Origin of the sequence: Streptosporangium sp. NPDC051022 (assembly GCF_040683035.1) — a bacterium.
In the GTDB taxonomy this organism is placed as follows: domain Bacteria; phylum Actinomycetota; class Actinomycetes; order Streptosporangiales; family Streptosporangiaceae; genus Streptosporangium.
The window spans coordinates 133,540-150,139 of the sequence record NZ_JBFBCF010000019.1 but is presented as its reverse complement, the minus strand read 5'-3'; the positions used below and the strand labels follow the sequence as shown (position 1 = coordinate 150,139).

12 protein-coding genes and 1 tRNA gene are annotated in these 16,600 nt (G+C 72.2%); 7 read left to right on the top strand and 6 right to left on the bottom strand.

Features of this window, described 5'->3' with window-relative positions; genetic code table 11:
- The first annotated feature begins 225 nt into the window (after positions 1 to 225).
- Both AB0N02_RS28100 and AB0N02_RS28095 read left to right on the top strand, forming a co-directional pair.
- On the top strand, positions 226 to 1,656 hold the full coding sequence (locus AB0N02_RS28100) for an MFS transporter (RefSeq protein WP_363952458.1): 1,431 nt from the start codon (positions 226 to 228) through the stop codon (positions 1,654 to 1,656).
- A gap of 19 nt (positions 1,657 to 1,675) precedes the next feature.
- Positions 1,676 to 1,748: transfer RNA gene (locus AB0N02_RS28095), tRNA-Ala, on the top strand.
- A gap of 250 nt (positions 1,749 to 1,998) precedes the next feature.
- Here AB0N02_RS28095 and AB0N02_RS28090 read toward each other — a convergent pair.
- From AB0N02_RS28090 to AB0N02_RS28065, 6 genes are read right to left on the bottom strand one after another with little or no spacing between them, the layout of a single operon-like run.
- The gene (locus AB0N02_RS28090; protein ID WP_363952456.1) at positions 1,999 to 3,246 is read right to left on the bottom strand and encodes a cytochrome P450; all 1,248 of its coding nucleotides are present in this window, start codon (positions 3,244 to 3,246) and stop codon (positions 1,999 to 2,001) included.
- 59 nt (positions 3,247 to 3,305) lie between these two features.
- Positions 3,306 to 4,568, bottom strand: a complete 1,263-nt coding sequence (locus AB0N02_RS28085; protein ID WP_363952454.1) for a cytochrome P450 — start codon at positions 4,566 to 4,568, stop codon at positions 3,306 to 3,308.
- Positions 4,565 to 5,170 carry an ATP/GTP-binding protein gene (locus AB0N02_RS28080; protein ID WP_363952451.1) on the bottom strand — a complete coding sequence of 202 codons (606 nt, stop codon included), beginning with the start codon at positions 5,168 to 5,170 and terminating at the stop codon, positions 4,565 to 4,567. The genes AB0N02_RS28085 and AB0N02_RS28080 overlap by 4 nt, the downstream gene beginning before the upstream one ends.
- The gene (locus AB0N02_RS28075) at positions 5,148 to 5,510 is read right to left on the bottom strand and encodes a DUF742 domain-containing protein (RefSeq protein WP_363952448.1); all 363 of its coding nucleotides are present in this window, start codon (positions 5,508 to 5,510) and stop codon (positions 5,148 to 5,150) included. Before AB0N02_RS28075 ends, AB0N02_RS28080 begins: the two co-directional genes overlap by 23 nt.
- A complete protein-coding gene (locus tag AB0N02_RS28070; RefSeq protein ID WP_363952446.1) occupies positions 5,507 to 5,914 on the bottom strand; it encodes a roadblock/LC7 domain-containing protein in 408 nt (135 codons plus the stop codon). The genes AB0N02_RS28075 and AB0N02_RS28070 overlap by 4 nt, the downstream gene beginning before the upstream one ends.
- Positions 5,915 to 5,925: 11 nt before the next feature.
- Entirely contained in the window at positions 5,926 to 7,377 is a 1,452-nt protein-coding gene (locus tag AB0N02_RS28065; RefSeq protein ID WP_363952444.1) for an ATP-binding protein, read from the bottom strand.
- Positions 7,378 to 9,060: 1,683 nt separating this feature from the next.
- On the opposite strand from AB0N02_RS28065, the gene AB0N02_RS28060 reads away from it, so the two are divergent.
- The 5 genes from AB0N02_RS28060 (at position 9,061) to AB0N02_RS28040 (ending at position 16,436) form a co-directional block, all read left to right on the top strand.
- On the top strand, positions 9,061 to 9,564 hold the full coding sequence (locus tag AB0N02_RS28060) for a hypothetical protein (protein WP_363952442.1): 504 nt from the start codon (positions 9,061 to 9,063) through the stop codon (positions 9,562 to 9,564).
- A complete protein-coding gene (locus AB0N02_RS28055) occupies positions 9,564 to 10,964 on the top strand; it encodes a hypothetical protein (protein WP_363952440.1) in 1,401 nt (466 codons plus the stop codon). Before AB0N02_RS28060 ends, AB0N02_RS28055 begins: the two co-directional genes overlap by 1 nt.
- A gap of 134 nt (positions 10,965 to 11,098) precedes the next feature.
- Positions 11,099 to 12,478, top strand: coding sequence for a VWA domain-containing protein (locus tag AB0N02_RS28050; protein ID WP_363952577.1), 1,380 nt, complete (start codon positions 11,099 to 11,101; stop codon positions 12,476 to 12,478).
- Positions 12,479 to 12,489: 11 nt separating this feature from the next.
- Positions 12,490 to 13,605 (top strand): AAA family ATPase, encoded by a 1,116-nt coding sequence (locus AB0N02_RS28045; protein WP_363952437.1) that lies wholly within the window; start codon positions 12,490 to 12,492, stop codon positions 13,603 to 13,605.
- The gene (locus AB0N02_RS28040) at positions 13,602 to 16,436 is read left to right on the top strand and encodes a DUF5682 family protein (RefSeq protein WP_363952434.1); all 2,835 of its coding nucleotides are present in this window, start codon (positions 13,602 to 13,604) and stop codon (positions 16,434 to 16,436) included. The genes AB0N02_RS28045 and AB0N02_RS28040 overlap by 4 nt, the downstream gene beginning before the upstream one ends.
- Positions 16,437 to 16,600 lie beyond the last annotated feature (164 nt).

Genomic DNA, 16,600 nt, shown 5'->3' with positions numbered 1-16,600 from the left:
CGGCCGGCGCCCGACCGGTGTCCGGGACACCGTCCGGTCCCGCCGGGACGGTCCGGAAAGGTTCGTCGTCCCGATCAGCGGGTCGCTGCGCTCTTCGAAACGCCCGATGACCGTAGTGTTCGAGGGGCATCGCGAGCCCTCCGGCACCACATGACCTCGTAGATGACACTTTTTGACGATCATTTACCATTTCATTGCGAAAGCAGAGGTCGAAACGGGGGAAGCGTGGCAGGAGCAGTCACCATCGAGCCCGGCATCGTGCGGCGGAGCAGGCCGTTGTGGCTCACCCTGCTCGCGCTCTCCACGGCCGGAATGGTCGTCTCCGTGCAGCAGACCGTGGTCATCCCGCTGCTGCCGAGGCTGATGACCGTCTTCGGCGCATCGGTCGCGGAGATCGCCTGGGTCTTCACCGCCTCGCTGCTCGCGGGCGCGGTCGCCACGCCGTTGCTCTCCCGCCTCGGGGACATGTACGGCAAGAAGCGGATGATCCTGCTCACCGCGGGGCTGCTCGTGCTGGGCTCGGTGATCTGCGCCCTGTCCGATTCCCTGCCGGTGCTGATCGTGGGACGGGCCGTGCAGGGCGCGTCGGCCGCGCTGATCCCGCTGGCCATCGGCACGATCAGGGACACCTTCCCGCACGCCCGGGTGATGACCGCCATCGGCGTGGTCAGCGCCACCATGGGCGTCGGCGGCAGCCTCGGCATGATCGTCACCGGCCTCATCGCCGACCGCACCACCAGCCACCATCCGGTCTTCTGGATCACGGCGGGGGTCGCCGCCGTCGCGGTCGTCCTCATCGCCGTGAGCGCCCACGACACCGGGGTCCGGGCCGGAGGCCGTCTCGACCTGATCGGCGCGCTGCTGCTGTCCTCCTGGCTCGTCTGCCTGCTGCTGGCCGTCTCCAAGGGAAACGACTGGGGATGGGGCTCCGGGCGCGTGCTCGGGCTGTTCGCGGCCGCGGCGGCCGTCTGCGCGGTGTGGGTGGTCAGCCAGATGCGGTCCCGGGCGCCGATGGTCCGCCTCCACCTGCTCGTCGGCCGCCGCTCGCTGCCCGCCAACCTGGCCGCGCTGCTGCTGGGCTTCGGGATGTTCGGCTCCTTCACGCTGGTCTCCAGCTTCGTCCAGACGCCCTCCTCGGCCGGGTACGGCTTCGGGGGATCGGTCCTCGACGTCGGGCTGTACGCCCTGCCCAGCACCGTGACCATGCTGGTCTCGTCCTTCATGGCCGGGCGCCTGTCCGCCCGTTTCGGCCCGGCCTACTCCCTCGCGATCGGCGCGGGCCTCACCGCCGCGGCGTTCGGCTGGTTCACGTTCTTCAACGCCTCGGTCCTCGACCTGATCGGCGCCAACGCGGTGCAGGGGCTGGGGTTCGGGGTCGCCTACGCGGCGCTGGGGGCGCTGGCCGTACAGCACGTGCCGATGGACCAGAGCGGCATCGCCAGCGGGGTGAACTCCCTGGTCCGCTCCATCGGGGGCAGCGTCTCCGGTGCGATCACCGCGGCGCTCCTGACCTCGATCACCATCGCGGGCACCGCCGTCCCCGCCCGCGGCGCCTACACCCTGTCCTTCGCGATCGTCACCGCGAGCGCCGTCGCCTCCGCTCTCGTCGCGCTCGTCTGCGGTGTGATGGCGCGGGAGGTGCCAGAAGTCGGCTAAGATTTCATCTGCGTCGCAAGGGGCTATGGCGCAGCTGGTAGCGCGCCTCCATGGCATGGAGGAGGTCTGGGGTTCGAATCCCCATAGCTCCACTCGATCCTGTTCCCGGAACGGGCCGAGAGACATCACGAAATCCCGTCCGATCACCTCGATCGGACGGGATTTCGTCGTTTCCGGGGCCCAGAGGCCGCCGGTCCGCCCCGGAGACTCCCGGATATCCGGTGGCCTGACGCCGGCGGCACGGGCGGACGGCGCGGGCCGGGACGGGAACGGCGGCTGGAGGGGACCGGCCTGGGCGGCCGCGTCCCCTCGCACGGATGCGACGGGACGCGGCCGCCACGCTCAGGGAGCGCCGTTCAGATGGACGGGCAGGCTCTGGACGGAGTTGGAGAACAGGGAGGGGACGGGGGTGAGGGCCGCGGGGTCGACGGCCAGTGCGAGGTCGGGATGGCGGGCGAAGAGAGCGGGCAGGGCCACGGCGGCCTCCAGCCGGGCCAGGGGCGCGCCCAGGCAGAGGTGGGGGCCGCCGCCGAAGGCCAGGTTCCTGTTCTGTTTCCGGGTGATGTCGAAGCGGTCGGCGTGGGGGCCGTGCTGGGTGTCGTCGCGGCCCACGGCGCTGTAGGGGGCCAGGATGGCCTCCCCGGCGGGAATGGTGACTCCGGCGATCTCGATGTCCTCAAGCGGGTAGCGGGCCAGGAAGTTGCCGATGGGGGCGTCCCAGCGCAGGGTCTCCTCCACCACGGCGGCCCAGGTGGTGTCGTCGCCGGCCAGGGCGAGCGCGCGCTGGTCGGGGTGGGTGAGCAGGGCACGGACGGCGTTGACGATCAGGCTCAGGGTGGTCTCGTGGCCGGCGGACAGCATCAGCCACAGCGTGCCGACCAGTTCCTCCTCGCTCAGCGCGCCGGGATCCTGGTCCCGGGCGGTGATCAGCGCGCTGGTGAGGTCGTCGCCGGGGTCCGCGCGGCGCAGGGCGACGACGCGGTTCAGCAGCAGGTAGATGTCGCGCTGGGTGTCGACCACCTCCTGGGGGGTGGTGGTGGAGCGGAAGATGCTGTCGACCAGTGCCCGTAGCTCGGGGCGTTCGTGGTCGGGCACCCCGGTCAGTTCGCAGATCACCTGCATCGGCACCGGGTAGGCGAAGTGCCGGCGCAGATCGACCGATCCGTCCGGGCCGGCGTGGGAGGGCAGGGCGTCCAGGATGGCACCGACGATCTCGGTGATGCGGGGGCGCATGTCCTGGACGCGGCGCGGGGTGAGGGTCTGGGTGACGATCCTGCGCAGACGGTGGTGCTCGCGGCCGTCGGCGGTCACCATGTTGGTGACCTTGACCATGCCGGTCAGCGGCCAGTCGTCGGCGATCTCGCCGCGCTGGATGGCGGTCCAGTTGTGCCAGTCCTTGCTGACGCGGGGATCGGTCACCAGGTCGGCGAGCAGCGCGTGGCCGGTGACGGCCCAGGCGTGCACGTCGCCCGGCAGGACGACGCGCACCACCGGGCCCAGTTCGCGCAGGCGGGCGGCCTCGCCGTGGTGGTCGGAACCGGTGGGATCGAGGGTGAGAACGGGAATCGAGGATGTTTCGCGGATCGTCACGGGCTCTCTCCAGTGGGCGCGGACATGGGGAAACCAGTCGGAGGCCAAAAAGGGGGAGGTCAGGGACGGGCGGTGGAGTGTGCGACAGATGGCGTGAAGTGCACCGGCAGGGAAGCGGGGCAACGGGTCCAGGGGGAGGGTCGCGGGGTGATCGCTTCGGCGGGGACTGCCAGGCGCAGATGGGGAAGGAGGTGCAGGGCGGTTTCGACGGCCGTCCGGGTTATTATCCGCGCAGGCACCTGCGCGGGGCAAGCGTGTGGACCGGCGCTCCAGGCCAAGTGTGCGCGGTTGCCCAGTTCCGTGGACGAGTCGTCGGTGTGCACGCGGGGGTCGTCGTTGGCGGCGGCCAGGCCGAGGATCAGGGCGTCGCCCCGCTGGATGCGGCGTCCGCCCAGCTCGGTGTCGCGCAGCGCGTAGCGGGCGGGCATGTTGGACATGGGCGGGTCGCGCCACAGCACCTCGTCCAGGGCGTCGTCCACGCCCAGGCGGCCGCCGCGCAGACGGCCCTCGAAACGCGGGTCGGTGAGCATCAGCCGCAGGGTCTGGGCGATCCAGGTCGTCGTGGTCTCGTAGCCGGCGGAGACCATCACCACGATGGACTGCAGGATCTCGTCGTCGTTGCGCAGCTCGGGGTTGGCGAGGAAGACGCTGGTGAGGTCGCCGGTGGGGGCGTGGCGGCGGGCGTGCATGACGCCCGAGAGGATCTCCTCGAACCGGCGGTTGCCGGCCTGGGAGTCGTCGGCGCTGCCGAACAGGGCCATCAGGGCGACCAGCAATTCGTGCCCCTGCCCGGTGTCCAGGCCGAACAGGTCGGCGACGGCCAGCATGGGGATGACCGCGGCGTACTGCGCGACGAGGTCCGCGCTGCCCTGCCCGGCGAATCCGGTGATCAGCTCGGTGCAGGTGGCCTGCACCGAACGGCGCATGCGGCGCTGGTCGATTTTCGCGACGCCGTAGTCGAGAGGCCGGCGCAGCCGCCGGTGTTCGGCGCCGTCGGCGCCGATGACGTTGGCGCGCCAGAACATCATCGGCCCCAGCCCCGAGTCGGGCGCGACGACGCCCTCCTGGAAATCACGCCAGTTGCGGGCGTCGCGGGAGTAGAGCCGTTCCTGGCGGGTGATGGTCAGGATCTCCTCGTAGCCCATGACGAGCCAGGCGGCGACCCCCGGCTCGAGCTCCACCCGTGCGACACTGCCCCACTGTTCGCGGAGCCGCCGGTAGACGCCGCGCGGGTCCGCGCACGTCGTGGCCGACGACAGGGGTGGCAGACCGGTCGTGAGAGCGTGCGCGGGGCAGGCCGAGGGAGGCGGCGAGGAGGTCAAGAGGACACTTCCTGAGCGACGAGGGTGCGAGAGGCGTATTCGACAAGGGTGATCAAGGCCTGGACCGACGAGGATCGGTCACGGGCGTCGCAGTCGATGATGGGGGTCTGGGGCTGCAGGTCCAGGGCTTGGCGCAGTTGCTCGGTGCTGTGGTGCCTGGAGTCGGGGAAGTGGTTGATCGCCACGGCGAAGGGCGTGTCACCGTGCAGCTCCAGCTGGTCGAGCACCTCGAAGCTGCCTTCCAGGCGGCGCGTGTCGACCAGGACCAGGACGCCGACGGCGCCCTCGGCCAGTCCGGCCCACAGGTCCCAGAACCGCCGCTGGCCGGGGGTGCCGAACAGGTACAGCGCGACGCGCGGGCTGAGGGTGACGCGGCCGAAGTCCATCGCGACGGTGGTGGTGGTCTTGCTCTCCAGGCCGGCGAGGTCGTCGACGCCCACGCTGGCCTGGGTCATGTTCTCCTCGGTGCGCAGCGGTTCGATCTCGCTGACCGAACCGATCAGCGTGGTCTTACCGACGCCGAAGTCCCCGACTACGAGGATCTTCACGGCCTGCTGCACCGTGGAGGGGAGATAGCGGTCAGAGGAGCCTGCGGAGACCATCCAGCACTTCCTGCAGTAGTTCTTGGTCGGGGCGGGTGGCCTCGGGGATGCCCGAGCGTGCCGTCAGGTGGCCGGAGTCGACCAGGTCGGAGGCCAGGATGGTGACGATGCTGACCGGCAACTCCAGGTGGGCGGCGGCTTCGACCAGCGACAGCAGCCGGGCGCACATGCGCAGCAGCGCGCGCTCCTGACGGCTGGCCGAAACCGGCAGCGGAGGGCCGGGGTCGGCCATGACCAGCAGTGTGTCGACGCCGATGGTGTTGCGCGACGGGCGCGCCCGCCCCCCGGTGAGCACGTACGGCCGCAGGGCGCTGTCCTGGTACTCGTCCTGGCCGCTCACGTCTTGGCGATTCCGCGTGCCGGAGTACTGAGGTTGTGCTGCCCGATCTTGTTGACCTGCGCCTGCATCTGCTGGGCGATGAGCCCGGGATCCACCACGGCGTGGGTGACCACCGCGAGGTGGGAGCCCTCGCCCGCGGTGCGCGCGAACAGGTAGCCGCCGTCGAACCCCACCATCAGCTCCCGCACGGCCCTGCCGTCGGCGCCGAACTCCCTGCCCACGCTCTGCCCCAGGGACTGCAGCCCGGCGCAGGCCGCCGCCAGGCGGTCGGCGACGGCCTGGTCGGTGCCCTCGGAGCGTGCCTTGAGCAGCCCGTCGGCGCTGAGCACCACGGCGTGGCGCACCCCTGGAACCCAGGCGACCTCGGCGATCATCCAGTCCTGATCTTGCTGCGTCTGCGTCATCGTCGTCTCCGTCATCTGTTGTCGGGGGCGTCGCCGGCGTCGGCGGCCGCACTCGGGCTGTTCTCGGCGCCAGAGGCCTGGTTGAAGTACGCCGTCATCCACGCGCCCGCCTGCTCGGGGGTCTGGGCGGGCGGAGGAGACGCGGGGGCCGGGGAGGAAGCGGCGGCGGGGCGGGGCTGGTCTCGCAGGGACCTCCGTTGCGGCAGGCCCGCGACGATGTCGCGGGAGAGGGAACCGGGGGTGGACGGCGGCGGTACGGCGAGGCCGGACTCGTGGGCGATCTGCTGGGCGGAGAAGGCGCCGGCGGGCTCCAGGGTCTCCACGACCTCGGCGGGGATCAGCACCACCGCCCGCACCCCGCCGTACGGCGACTGCAGCAGGTCCGCCTGGAACCCGTAACGGCGAACGTAGTGACCGACGACGGCGAGGCCCGTCTGGGGGATCTCGCCCACCTCGCCCAGCTCGACCGTCCGGCGCCCCGAGATCACCTCGCGTGCCTGCTCCAGGCGGTGCTCGTCGAGGCCGACACCGCCGTCGTCGATCTCGATGACCGCGCCCCGCTGGACGTGGCGTACCGCCACCGACACCTTCGTCCTCGGCGGAGAGGACTGCGTGGCGTTGGCCAGCAGCTCGGCCACCAGGTGGATCAGCGGCTCGACCACCTGGGCGGCGGCCGCCGTGTCCGGGTCTCCCGACACCTCGACGCGCTTGTAGGCCACGATCCGGGCCGATCCGGCCCGCACCACGTCCACCAGCGCCAGCGGCTTGGGCCACTGCTGGCCGGGCCACTCGCCGCACAGCACCGCCAGGCTCTGGGCGTGCCGTCCCTGCTGGGCCGCGGCGTGGTCGACGTTCATGCTCGACTCCAGGACGTCGGCGTTCCCCGGATGACGGCCGGCCATCAGCGAGGCCGTCTCCTGGATGCGGTGCGCCGACGTCTGGACCCGCCGGGCCAGGGCCACGACCGCCAGCCGCAACGACTCCTGCCGTTCACGTCCTTCCCGCCCGGCGCGCGCGACCTCGTCGACCAGCCGTTCCACCGCCGCCGCCACCTCGTCGTCGACGGGCGCGTCGTGCAGCGCGGGCGGTGACACGGATCCGTCCAGCGCCGCGGGGAGGCGAACCTCTCCCAGATGGCGCAGCACCCGGTCCAGCGCCTGCGAACGCTGTACCAGGTGGTCGCGCCACTGGGTGTCACGCCGCTCGATCTCCTGCTGGAAACCGGCCTCCCGCTGCTCGATGTACCGGTCGCGCTGTAGCAGCGCCCCCAGCGCCTGCCGGTGCCGGCGGCGCAGGGAGAAGATCGCGACCAGCATCGCCAGGGCCGCCGCGGTCGCCACTCCTGAGATCACCGTCACCTGCCAGTCGCCGCCGAGGCTGCTGGACAGCAGCAGGGTGGCGACGACGTAGGCGGCCACGCAGGCGGTGAGGGCCAGCGCGGTCAGCCAGAGCCGCCGCACCACTGGCGGTAAGGGGACGGACGACGGGGTTGGAGCCATGGTCACCTTCATGGATCAGAGAGGCAGGGCAAAAGGTCGCCGGGCGTCGGCGGCGAGAGTCAGCGGGGGGCGGGCCGTGAGCGGCGCGGGCGCGCGTGGGGTCGCGGGCCGGAGGTGCCTGCGGCGCGGGCCCGGGGATCGAGGGCGCCGCGATTCCCGCCCCGGTGTGACGGCGGTTGACGCCGGTTCACGTCTCGGGCCGTACCGCACACGGTCGTCCGGGCGTGGGTCTGCCCGGGTGGGTGCGCCGGCCGGTCCGTTCGGCGGCGGGTGAGCCGGGCCGGGGACGGGGCCTGTGCGGCGCCGCCGGTCGCGGGGGCCGGGCCGGGATCCGGTGGGCGGGACCCCGGGCGGGGTGCGGGCCGTTCACGGCGGCGCTCATGACAGGGGGCGCCCCGTGGTCGCCCCGGGCCCTGCGGCGGGCGGCCTCCTTCGGCCGCGCAGTGAGGCTGTCGCGGATCCGATCGGCCAGCACAGCCGACACCTCACTTTCCACCGGGACACGGGCGAACCTCGGGTCGGCACGGACGACCACAACCGTTCATCACATACGATTATCGCCGGGGGATCCGCCAACCAAGGTCCTAAGTATTCCCATTTCGCGGGAATAGTCAATCAATTCCTGTGAAGATTTAGGATCGCCGGAATAGCGCCTGGTCACCACGAACATCCCTCTTTGTCCTTCTCGGGGTGGCGTACGACGCCGGCCGCGTCCGGCCGCCGGGTCCGGCGCCGAGGTCTCCGCCGGAGAGGTGGGGCGGCCGGGGCCGCGCGCTCGGCCATATGGCGGTTTACCTGCGGTGGAGCCCCGGCCGGGGCCCTGTGGGAGCTCTGCGTGGGCGTTGCGGGAGGCGCTGTGAGGGCGCTGTTGAGGCACTGTGGAGGCACTGTGGAGGCACTGTGTGGCCGGCTCCGCGCCGGAGGCGTCCGCGCGATCGGCGGCGGGCCGGAAGCGGCTCGCCGGTCGGCCGGACTTCGCGCGCGGCGGTCGCCCCGGCCGGACCGGCCCCGTGCCCGCCGGGACGGGGCGGGCGCCCGGAGACCCGCCCGCGAACAGGAAAGAACGTTTCCAGTGCGCGTCCGGTCGGATGCGGAGACCTCGGTTCCGCGGGCGCGCGGCGGCCGGGCGCCGGACGGCGTGCACGCCGGATCGCGCGGGGGGTGGACCGGGTCGGCGTCCGGATCGGCGTCCGGATCCGGGCGTCGCGCGGATCACTCGCGGGCGGTCGCGTCGCGCCGTTTTCCGAATGTCCCTCGAAAGGCCCGGCGAAACGACTCCGGGTGGCATCGGCGCGAGAAAGGATCCCGGCTCCGGGAATGATGCGCTTCCGTTTTCGAATTTGGTATTCTGTAATTGTCCGTTCTTTTTGAATGACTCCAAATTTGCTCGTTCGCATTTTTTTCCGGCGCTTTTCACGGTGGATTCCTGATTTCGCCGGCGGGTCGCGCGCCGGCCGGGGGCGGAAACCTGTCGGGACGGTGCGGATTGACGGTGCGGATTGACGGCGGGCCCCGCGCCCCCCGAAAGAGCGGCCGCCTCCCCGCGGCCATCTGGTAGGGCCGCCGGACGGAATTATGGAACCGGCGGTCCCGCGGAGACGTCCGGCCGTGTCGTTTCTGTCGGAGAGGTCCGCTACCTTCCCGATCATGATTGACCGTTCACCCGACGGCGCAGCCGTGTGGGAACAACACAGCAGGGTGCGGGTGGTGCCGCCCGTCCAGCCCCGCAAGCTGGCGAAGGTCCCCTTCGTCGAGCTGGCGGACGGCCGGCTCCAGGGCGTGGTGTCGAGCGGCTCGGACATCAGCCGGGTCTACGTCTCCTCCATCGCCGCCGGCACCCACGCCTACAACTGCAGCACCAACAACAACCGCCCGTGCGGCGGCCTGTACGGCGCGCCGTGCAAGCACCTGCACGCCCTGGCCGCCGAGGCCGTCCTGCAGTACGGCATCGGCCGCGTGGCCCGCTACCTGCAGGTCGACGTTCCCGAGGGCGCCTCCCTGATGGGCTGCCTGAGCGGCACCCACGAGTCCGCCCCCGCCGCCGTGGTGTTCAGTCGCTTCCTGCGCCACCTGGCCTACCTCGAGGTGCCCGACACCACCGTGCCGATTCCCGAACTGCAATGGTTCCCGGCCGCGGGGGTGGTGCGCTGATGCTCGCCGTACAGCTGGCCGCCCTGGTGGAGGGCGACCCGGAGGGCGCCGGGGAGGCGCTCGCCCTGGTGACCGGTTTCGACGACGCCCTGGCGCACGGCCTCGCCCGGCTCGCCGAGGAGCGCGCCGAGGCGCTGACCGCCCTGGCCGGGGCCTTCGCGGCCACCCCGATCGGCGAGTGCCTGGCGGAGGCCGCGGCCAAGGTCGCCTCCGGCTCGATCGCCGAGGAGCACCTGACGGCACTGGCCGGCGGCCGGACCGCCCTGCTCGGCGCCGTGCACGACGCCCTGGTCGCCGGTCTGGACACGGCACTGGGACGCGAACGCGCCCCCTGGCAGGCCGCGCCGGAGTCCGGGGCGGACGGCGCCGGCAACCTGCTCGGCGGTGTCCGGTCCTGGCTGCGCGAGCTGGCCATCACCGGCTGGCGAGGCGTCGACCACGACCTGGTCTCCACCGCCGACCAGATCATCGAGGCACTGCTGGCCGTGCCGGGACAGCGCAGGCTCGCGGTGCTGCTGGACGGCCTCGCGGCCGAACTGCGCGCCTCCTGCCCGGTCGGCACGATGGAGCACCTGCCGGTGCGGCGCTGGGCCGACCTGTGGAGCCGGGCCGTGCTGCTGTCACAGGACGGTGTCCTGCCCGGCGCCGTTCAGCCCGTGGAAACGGTGTCGGGGCGGCTGCTGATCCTCGGCGTCGACGTGCACGAGCACGGCACCGCGGTCCAGTGCCAGGTCCACGCCGTCCTGGAACCCGCGGGCGGCGGCCGGGCCCGGCTGGTGCGGACCGCCGTCACCGCCGCCAAGGTGGACACCATCACCGGGCCCGCGGTGTGGAAGCTGCTGCACCGCCACCCCGTACTGCTGGCCGCGCTGACGGATCGCCGCGCCCTGGACGTCACCGACCTGCCCCTGCTCGGTGGCGGCGACCTGATCTGGCACGACGACCGAGCCCTGCCGGGCAAGCCCGCCGACCCCTTCACCACCGCCCGGCTGCTGCTCGCCGACGCGCTGGCCCCGGCGGCGGCGCCCCTGGAGCGCCATCCGGTGCGCATCGCCGAACCCGTGCTGGTGGAGGGCTACCGGGTCACCGAGGACGGCTCGTTCGACCTGGACGGCACCGTGCTCGCCGTGGACACCGAGAGGCTGCCCGCCTGCGGGCCGCTCACGCCGAAGCTGGTGGTGGACTCCTCGGCGTGCGTCGGGCTGGTCCGCTGGGACGGCGGCCGCTGGCTGCTGCAGCCGCTCGCCGTACAGGCGAAGGTCAAGAAGACGACGGTCGAGGCCGGCACCGGCGACTGGGCGCTGGGACCCACCGACCCCAAGGTGGTGAAGGCCGAGGCCAGGGCCGGGGACGCCGTCGCCGTGCTCCGCGAGCGAGCCGGACGGTTGCTGAGACGATGAGCGACCACATTCCCGCGGGCATCCCCGCGGGTGACGAGATCCCCGCAGGCGAGGACGTCCCCGCGGGCGACGGCGCCCCGGTGAGCGCCGGCGCCGCGGCGGGCGAGGGCGGTACGGCCGGTGACGACGCCTCGATGAGCGCCGCGCGCAACCGGCGGCAGGTGCTCTACTGGCGGCTGCTCGCCCGGCTCTTCGACCACGACGAGCAGCCCGCGCTGGAGACCGCGAGCATGGCGGTCGTCGACGATCTCGGCCTGCCCGCCGCCCTGCTCGACCCCTCGGTGTCGGTCGACAACCTGGTGCAGCGCTTTCCCGAGCTGGCCGCCGAGTTCCAGAACCTGCTCGCGCCGGAGGAGGACGCCCCCGGCGACGAGGTGCGCAGGGCCGCCCTGGTGTCGAAGCTGCTGCTCAACGTCTTCTCCACCGGAACGGGCGACGTCACCGCCACCCGGCTCGCGGCCTGGCAGCAGGACGCCGGCTGGTTCAGGCAGGCCCTGTGCGCCGGGCCCGGAACGGGAGCCGGAGCGGGAAACGCGGCCGGAACGGGAGGCGGAGCGGGAAACGCGGCCGGAGGCGGAGGCGGAACCGGAGCGGGAAACGGGCCGGGGGCCGGATACGGGAGCGGCGAGCTGGCCGGGATGCTGGCCGGTCTGGAGGCCGACCTGGTCAGCCGCATGCGGCTGCGCGAGGTCCTGGCCGACCCGGCCCTGGCCAGGCAGCTGACACCGAGCATGTCGCTCGTCGAGCAGCTGCTGCGCGACAAGGCCAACCTGTCGGGGGTGGCGCTGGCCAACGCCAAGGCGCTGATCCGCAGGTTCGTCGACGAGGTCGCCGAGGTGCTGCGCACACAGGTCGCCAAGGCCAGCGCGGGCGTCATCGACCGGTCGGTACCGCCCAAGCGGGTGTTCCGCAACCTCGACGTCGAGCGCACCATCTGGAAGAACCTCACCAACTACAACCCCGAGGACCAGCGGCTCTACGTCGACCGGCTGTACTACCGGCGCACCGCCAGACGCACCACGCCCGCCCGGCTGATCGTGGTCGTCGACCAGTCCGGCTCGATGGTCGACGCCATGGTGAACTGCACCATCCTGGCGTCGATCTTCGCCGGGCTGCCCAAGGTCGACGTGCACCTCGTCGCCTACGACACCCGCGCGCTCGACCTCACCCCGTGGGTACACGACCCGTTCGAGGTGCTGCTGCGCACCCAGCTCGGCGGCGGCACCGACGGCACGGCCGCCCTGGCCCTCGCCCAGCCGAAGGTCGCCGACCCGCGCAACACCGTGGTCGTGTGGATCTCGGACTTCTACGAATGGAACTGCGACGGCGTCTACGCCGGGCTGGAGGCCCTGCACCGCTCCGGTGTCCGGATCATCCCGGTGGGCTCGGTGAACAGCGGCGGCCAGCAGAGCGTCAACCCGTGGTTCCGGCAGAAGCTCAAGAACCTGGGCACGCCGGTCATCTCCGGCCACATCCGCAAACTCGTGTTCGAACTCAAGAACTTCCTCGCTTAGGAGACCCCTCAATGACCAATGAGATGCTGCGCGCGCCCGTCGAGGTGAAGTACGCCGAGGAGCTCGACTGGCTGGAGTCGGTCGACGACGGCCCCAAGCCGTTCTCCTGGCGGCTCAGCCCCCGGATGGTCCGGCTGTTCGTGCTCGGCTCCGAGCGCTCCGACGGCCTGGACCGGGAGATCTCGCAGAAGTGGTTCGGTGACCGGAGCTTCGTCGAGCGCAGCATCGTGACGCTCGCCTCCGACCGGGGCCTGCTGCTGATCGGCGACCCCGGAACCGGCAAGAGCTGGCTGGCCGAGCTGCTGTCGGCCGCCATCTGCCGCAACTCCACCCTGGTCGTCCAGGGGACGGCGGGCACCACCGAGGACCACATCAAGTACTCGTGGAACGTCTCCATGGTGATCGCCAAGGGCCAGTCCCGTGAGTCGATGATCCCCTCGCCGATCATGACGGCGATGGAACAGGGCATGATCGGCCGCTTCGAGGAGCTGACCCGATCGACCAGCGACGTGCAGGACGCCCTGATCTCGATCCTGTCCGAGAAGTACGTGTCCATCCCCGAGCTCGACACCGACAACACCGTGTTCGCCCGGCCCGGCTTCTCGATCATCGCCACGGCCAACAGCCGCGACCGGGGCGTGAACGACCTGTCCTCGGCGCTGAAGCGGCGCTTCAACTTCGTCCGCATCCCGGTTGTGACGAGCAAGTCCAGCGAGGCGGAGATCGTCCGCTTCCGCACCACGGAGCTGCTGCGCCGGCACCGCATCGAGCTGGAGCTGCCGCCCACGCTGCTGGACATCCTGCTGCAGAGCTTCGCCGACCTGCGCACCGCGGCGGCGTCGGCCACCGGCGAGGACGAGAAGCTGGAGTCGGCGCTGTCCACCGCCGAGCAGATCGGCGTGCTGGAGGACGCCATCCTGCACAGCCACTTCTTCGGCGACCGCACGCTGCGCGCCGAGACGCTGGCCGGAGCCCTGGTGGGCTCGCTGGCCAGGCGCGCCCCCGAGGACCTGGCCATTCTGAACAAGTACTGGCACGGCGTCGTCGAACCGCGCAGCAAGAAGGACGGCGGGGAGTGGACGAACTTCCTCGAGGGCGGCCGCCAGGCGATCTCCACTCTGTCATGAGCACCTTCGGCGCCCTGCGCGAGCAACTCCTCGACGCCGCCGAGACCTTCTCCGGCGGCCGGGACGCCCTGCCCGGCATCCTGTCCGGCATGGTCGACGACGTCGACCGGGTGCTCCGCGAGGAACTCGAGATCTTCCCGGTGTGCCACCACTCACCGGCCTCCGCGCTGGCCATGACCCGGCGGCTGCGCGACAAACGGCCCAAGGTCGTCTACCTGGAGCTGTGCGAGGACCTGCGCCCGATCCTGGAGGAGCTGCGCAACTGCCGGCTGCCGGTGGCGCTGCAGGCGTTCGCCACCCAGCTCGACGGCTTCCCGCCCGGCTCCGGCCCGCTCAGCGTCGTGGCGCCGGTCACCGAGGCGTCGGCGGAGTACCAGGCCATCGCCTACGCGCTCGACACCCCCGGCGTCGAGCTGGTGCTGGTCGACCGCTCGGTGGACCACGTCTTCCAGTGGCTGCCCCGCGAGCCGGACGAGAGCGCGGACGCCGGGGCCGCGGCCGGCACCGGCGACGAGGCCGACGCGGCAGGCACCGCCGGGCCGGGGGAGGAGGCGGCCCTGCACGGCGACGCCGTGGGCGTCGAGATCGGTGACCTGCGGCCCCGCTTCGCCGAGCTCGAGGCGCACCTGCTGCACCACGGCAAGGTCCGGCACTGGTCCGAGTGGTGGGACCAGTACGTCGAGCAGCCGCTGACCGGCGTGGACTACGACACCTACCGTCAGGCCATGGCGCTGATCGGCAGCCTGTTCCGGCGCCTGCGTCCCTCCTCGGACGACCGCCTGGAGCGTGACGAGGAACGCGAACGCTACATGTGGACCCGGATCCGCGAGCACCTCGCCACGTCGGGCACCGACCCGGCGGACTGCCTGTACGTGTGCGGAGCCTTCCACGCCGTCAGCCGGGTCGACGAGTTCGGCCTGGCGTCCGCCGCGCCGCCGTACGCCATCACCCCCCGTACGGCCACGCGCTGGCTGTACGGGCTCATCCCCTCCAGCCACTCGGCCATCGAGGCCCAGTTCGGCCTGGCCCAGGGGTCGGTGTCGATCGCCGCGGCGACCTGGTCCAAGGCGGCGACCCGCGGGGGCGTCACGCCGTACCGGCTGGAGGGGCAGAAGGGCGGCCGCACCCGCTCGCGGGCCGCGAAGGCCGCCAAGCCCGTACCGCCCGCCCCGCCGGAACCGGCCGCCGACCGGCTGACGGGCTTCCTGGCCACCCCGCCCGTGCTGGACGGCCTGGACGAGGACGAGCTGCGCGGGTGGTGCGTCGACATCGTGCGGCTGGCCCGCCGCAACGGCTACCTGGCCAGTACGGCCGACGCCATCGCGGTGTTCGAGACGTCGATCCTGCTCGCCGGGATGCGCGGCCGGGCCAGGCCGACGCCGTACGACTTCCAGGACGCCGCGGTCACCTGCATCGAGAAGGACGTCGTGCCGGGCCGCCGCGACGTACGCCGCCTGTGCGAGATCCTGCTGGGCGGCGACCGGATCGGCGCGGTCGGATACGACGCGCTCCCCCCGCTGGCGCGCGACGTGTACGACCGGCTGGAACCGCTCGGGCTGGACCTGAGCAGGCGCACCCAGCAGCGGGTGCTGATGGACCTGATGACGGAACCCGAGCTGGTGCCGTGCTCGGACCTGCTGTGGACGCTGCGCTACCTGCTGCCCGACGACGCGGTCCGGCCCATCATGGGGGCGCGCCGCCTCGGTGAGCGGCCGATCCAGGAGAGCTGGGACCTGGCGATCGGCCGCCACCAGCGGTCGATCATCGAGCTGGGCTACGAGGGCGTCACCGTCGAGCAGGTGCTGGAGCAGCGGTTGCGCCGCAAGGTGTGGGAACCGCAGGCCACCGCGGGGGTCGCGCTCGCCGCGGTGGAGGACGCCATCCTCTATCTGGGAAGCCGCCGCTTCGCCGACGAACTCGGCAACCGCGCGGTGGAACTGCTGGCCGCCGAGCGCACCGTCGACGACGCCCCCGAGGTGCTGCGCCGGATCCGCCGGCTGCTGGCCCACTACCGGGCCGCCGAACCGGCTCTGCCGGCCTGGTGCGAGGCGTTCGTCACGGCCGGGTACGCCCACTACTGCACGCTGCTGCCGACCGCCTTCGCCGACGACGACACCGGCGTCCGCCAGGTCGGCGCCATGCTCGGCTTCCTGTTCACCCTGGAGAGCCTCGCGCTGTCGCTGGGCTGCGACCGGGCCCAGCTGGAACTGGCGGTACGGCAGTCGCATCCGGAGGCGCCGGCCAAGGTGGCGCTGCTATGGGCGGCCAAGACGCAGCTGGGCCTGCTGCCGCGGGACGAACTGCGTGCCCGGTGCGACGAACTGCTGGACAACCCGCTCGTCGTCCCCGCCTTCCCGCTCTACCTGAGCGGGTTCGTCCAGGCGCTCGAACCCGTCCCGGCCCTGGCCCCGTTCGTGGTGGAGGTGCTGTCCAAGGCCTTCGCGCGGCTGCCCGACTCCGTCCTGCTGCCGTGGTTGCCGACGCTGATCACGACGCTGCGCCGGTACGCGCTGGAGCTGGTGCCCGTGCTCGTCCGGGAGGCGGGCCGTACCTTCCCCGGCAGGCTGGCCGAGCTGGACGCCTGGGCCCCGCCGTGGGAGCGGCCGGCCGCACCCGCGCGGGCGGCCCGGGCGGTGTCCGCGCCGAGCGGGCCGGTGACAGGCCTGCTGGTCCGGCACCCGCGGACGTGCGACGCCGTGGCGGAGCTGCTCGGCTGCGCGGCGGAGTGGCCCGCGGGCGGCGGCCAGGAGGAGGGGGAGACGGAGGTGAGGGAACTGCTCGCCCGGTACCCGGAGACGGCCGGCGCGGTCGCGGCGCTGCTCGGCGGCTGAGCCCCGGCCCGCCGGCCGGGCCGCCCGTCCACCGGATCGCACCCGGGGGCGGGCGGCCCGCGCTCCGCCGGGTTCCCGGCATCCGCCGGTGGTTTTTCGTGAGATTTCCCGGCCGCCTCAGGTCGCGGCGCCGGGGTCCGATCGGCCTCATCGGAGCCGGAAGT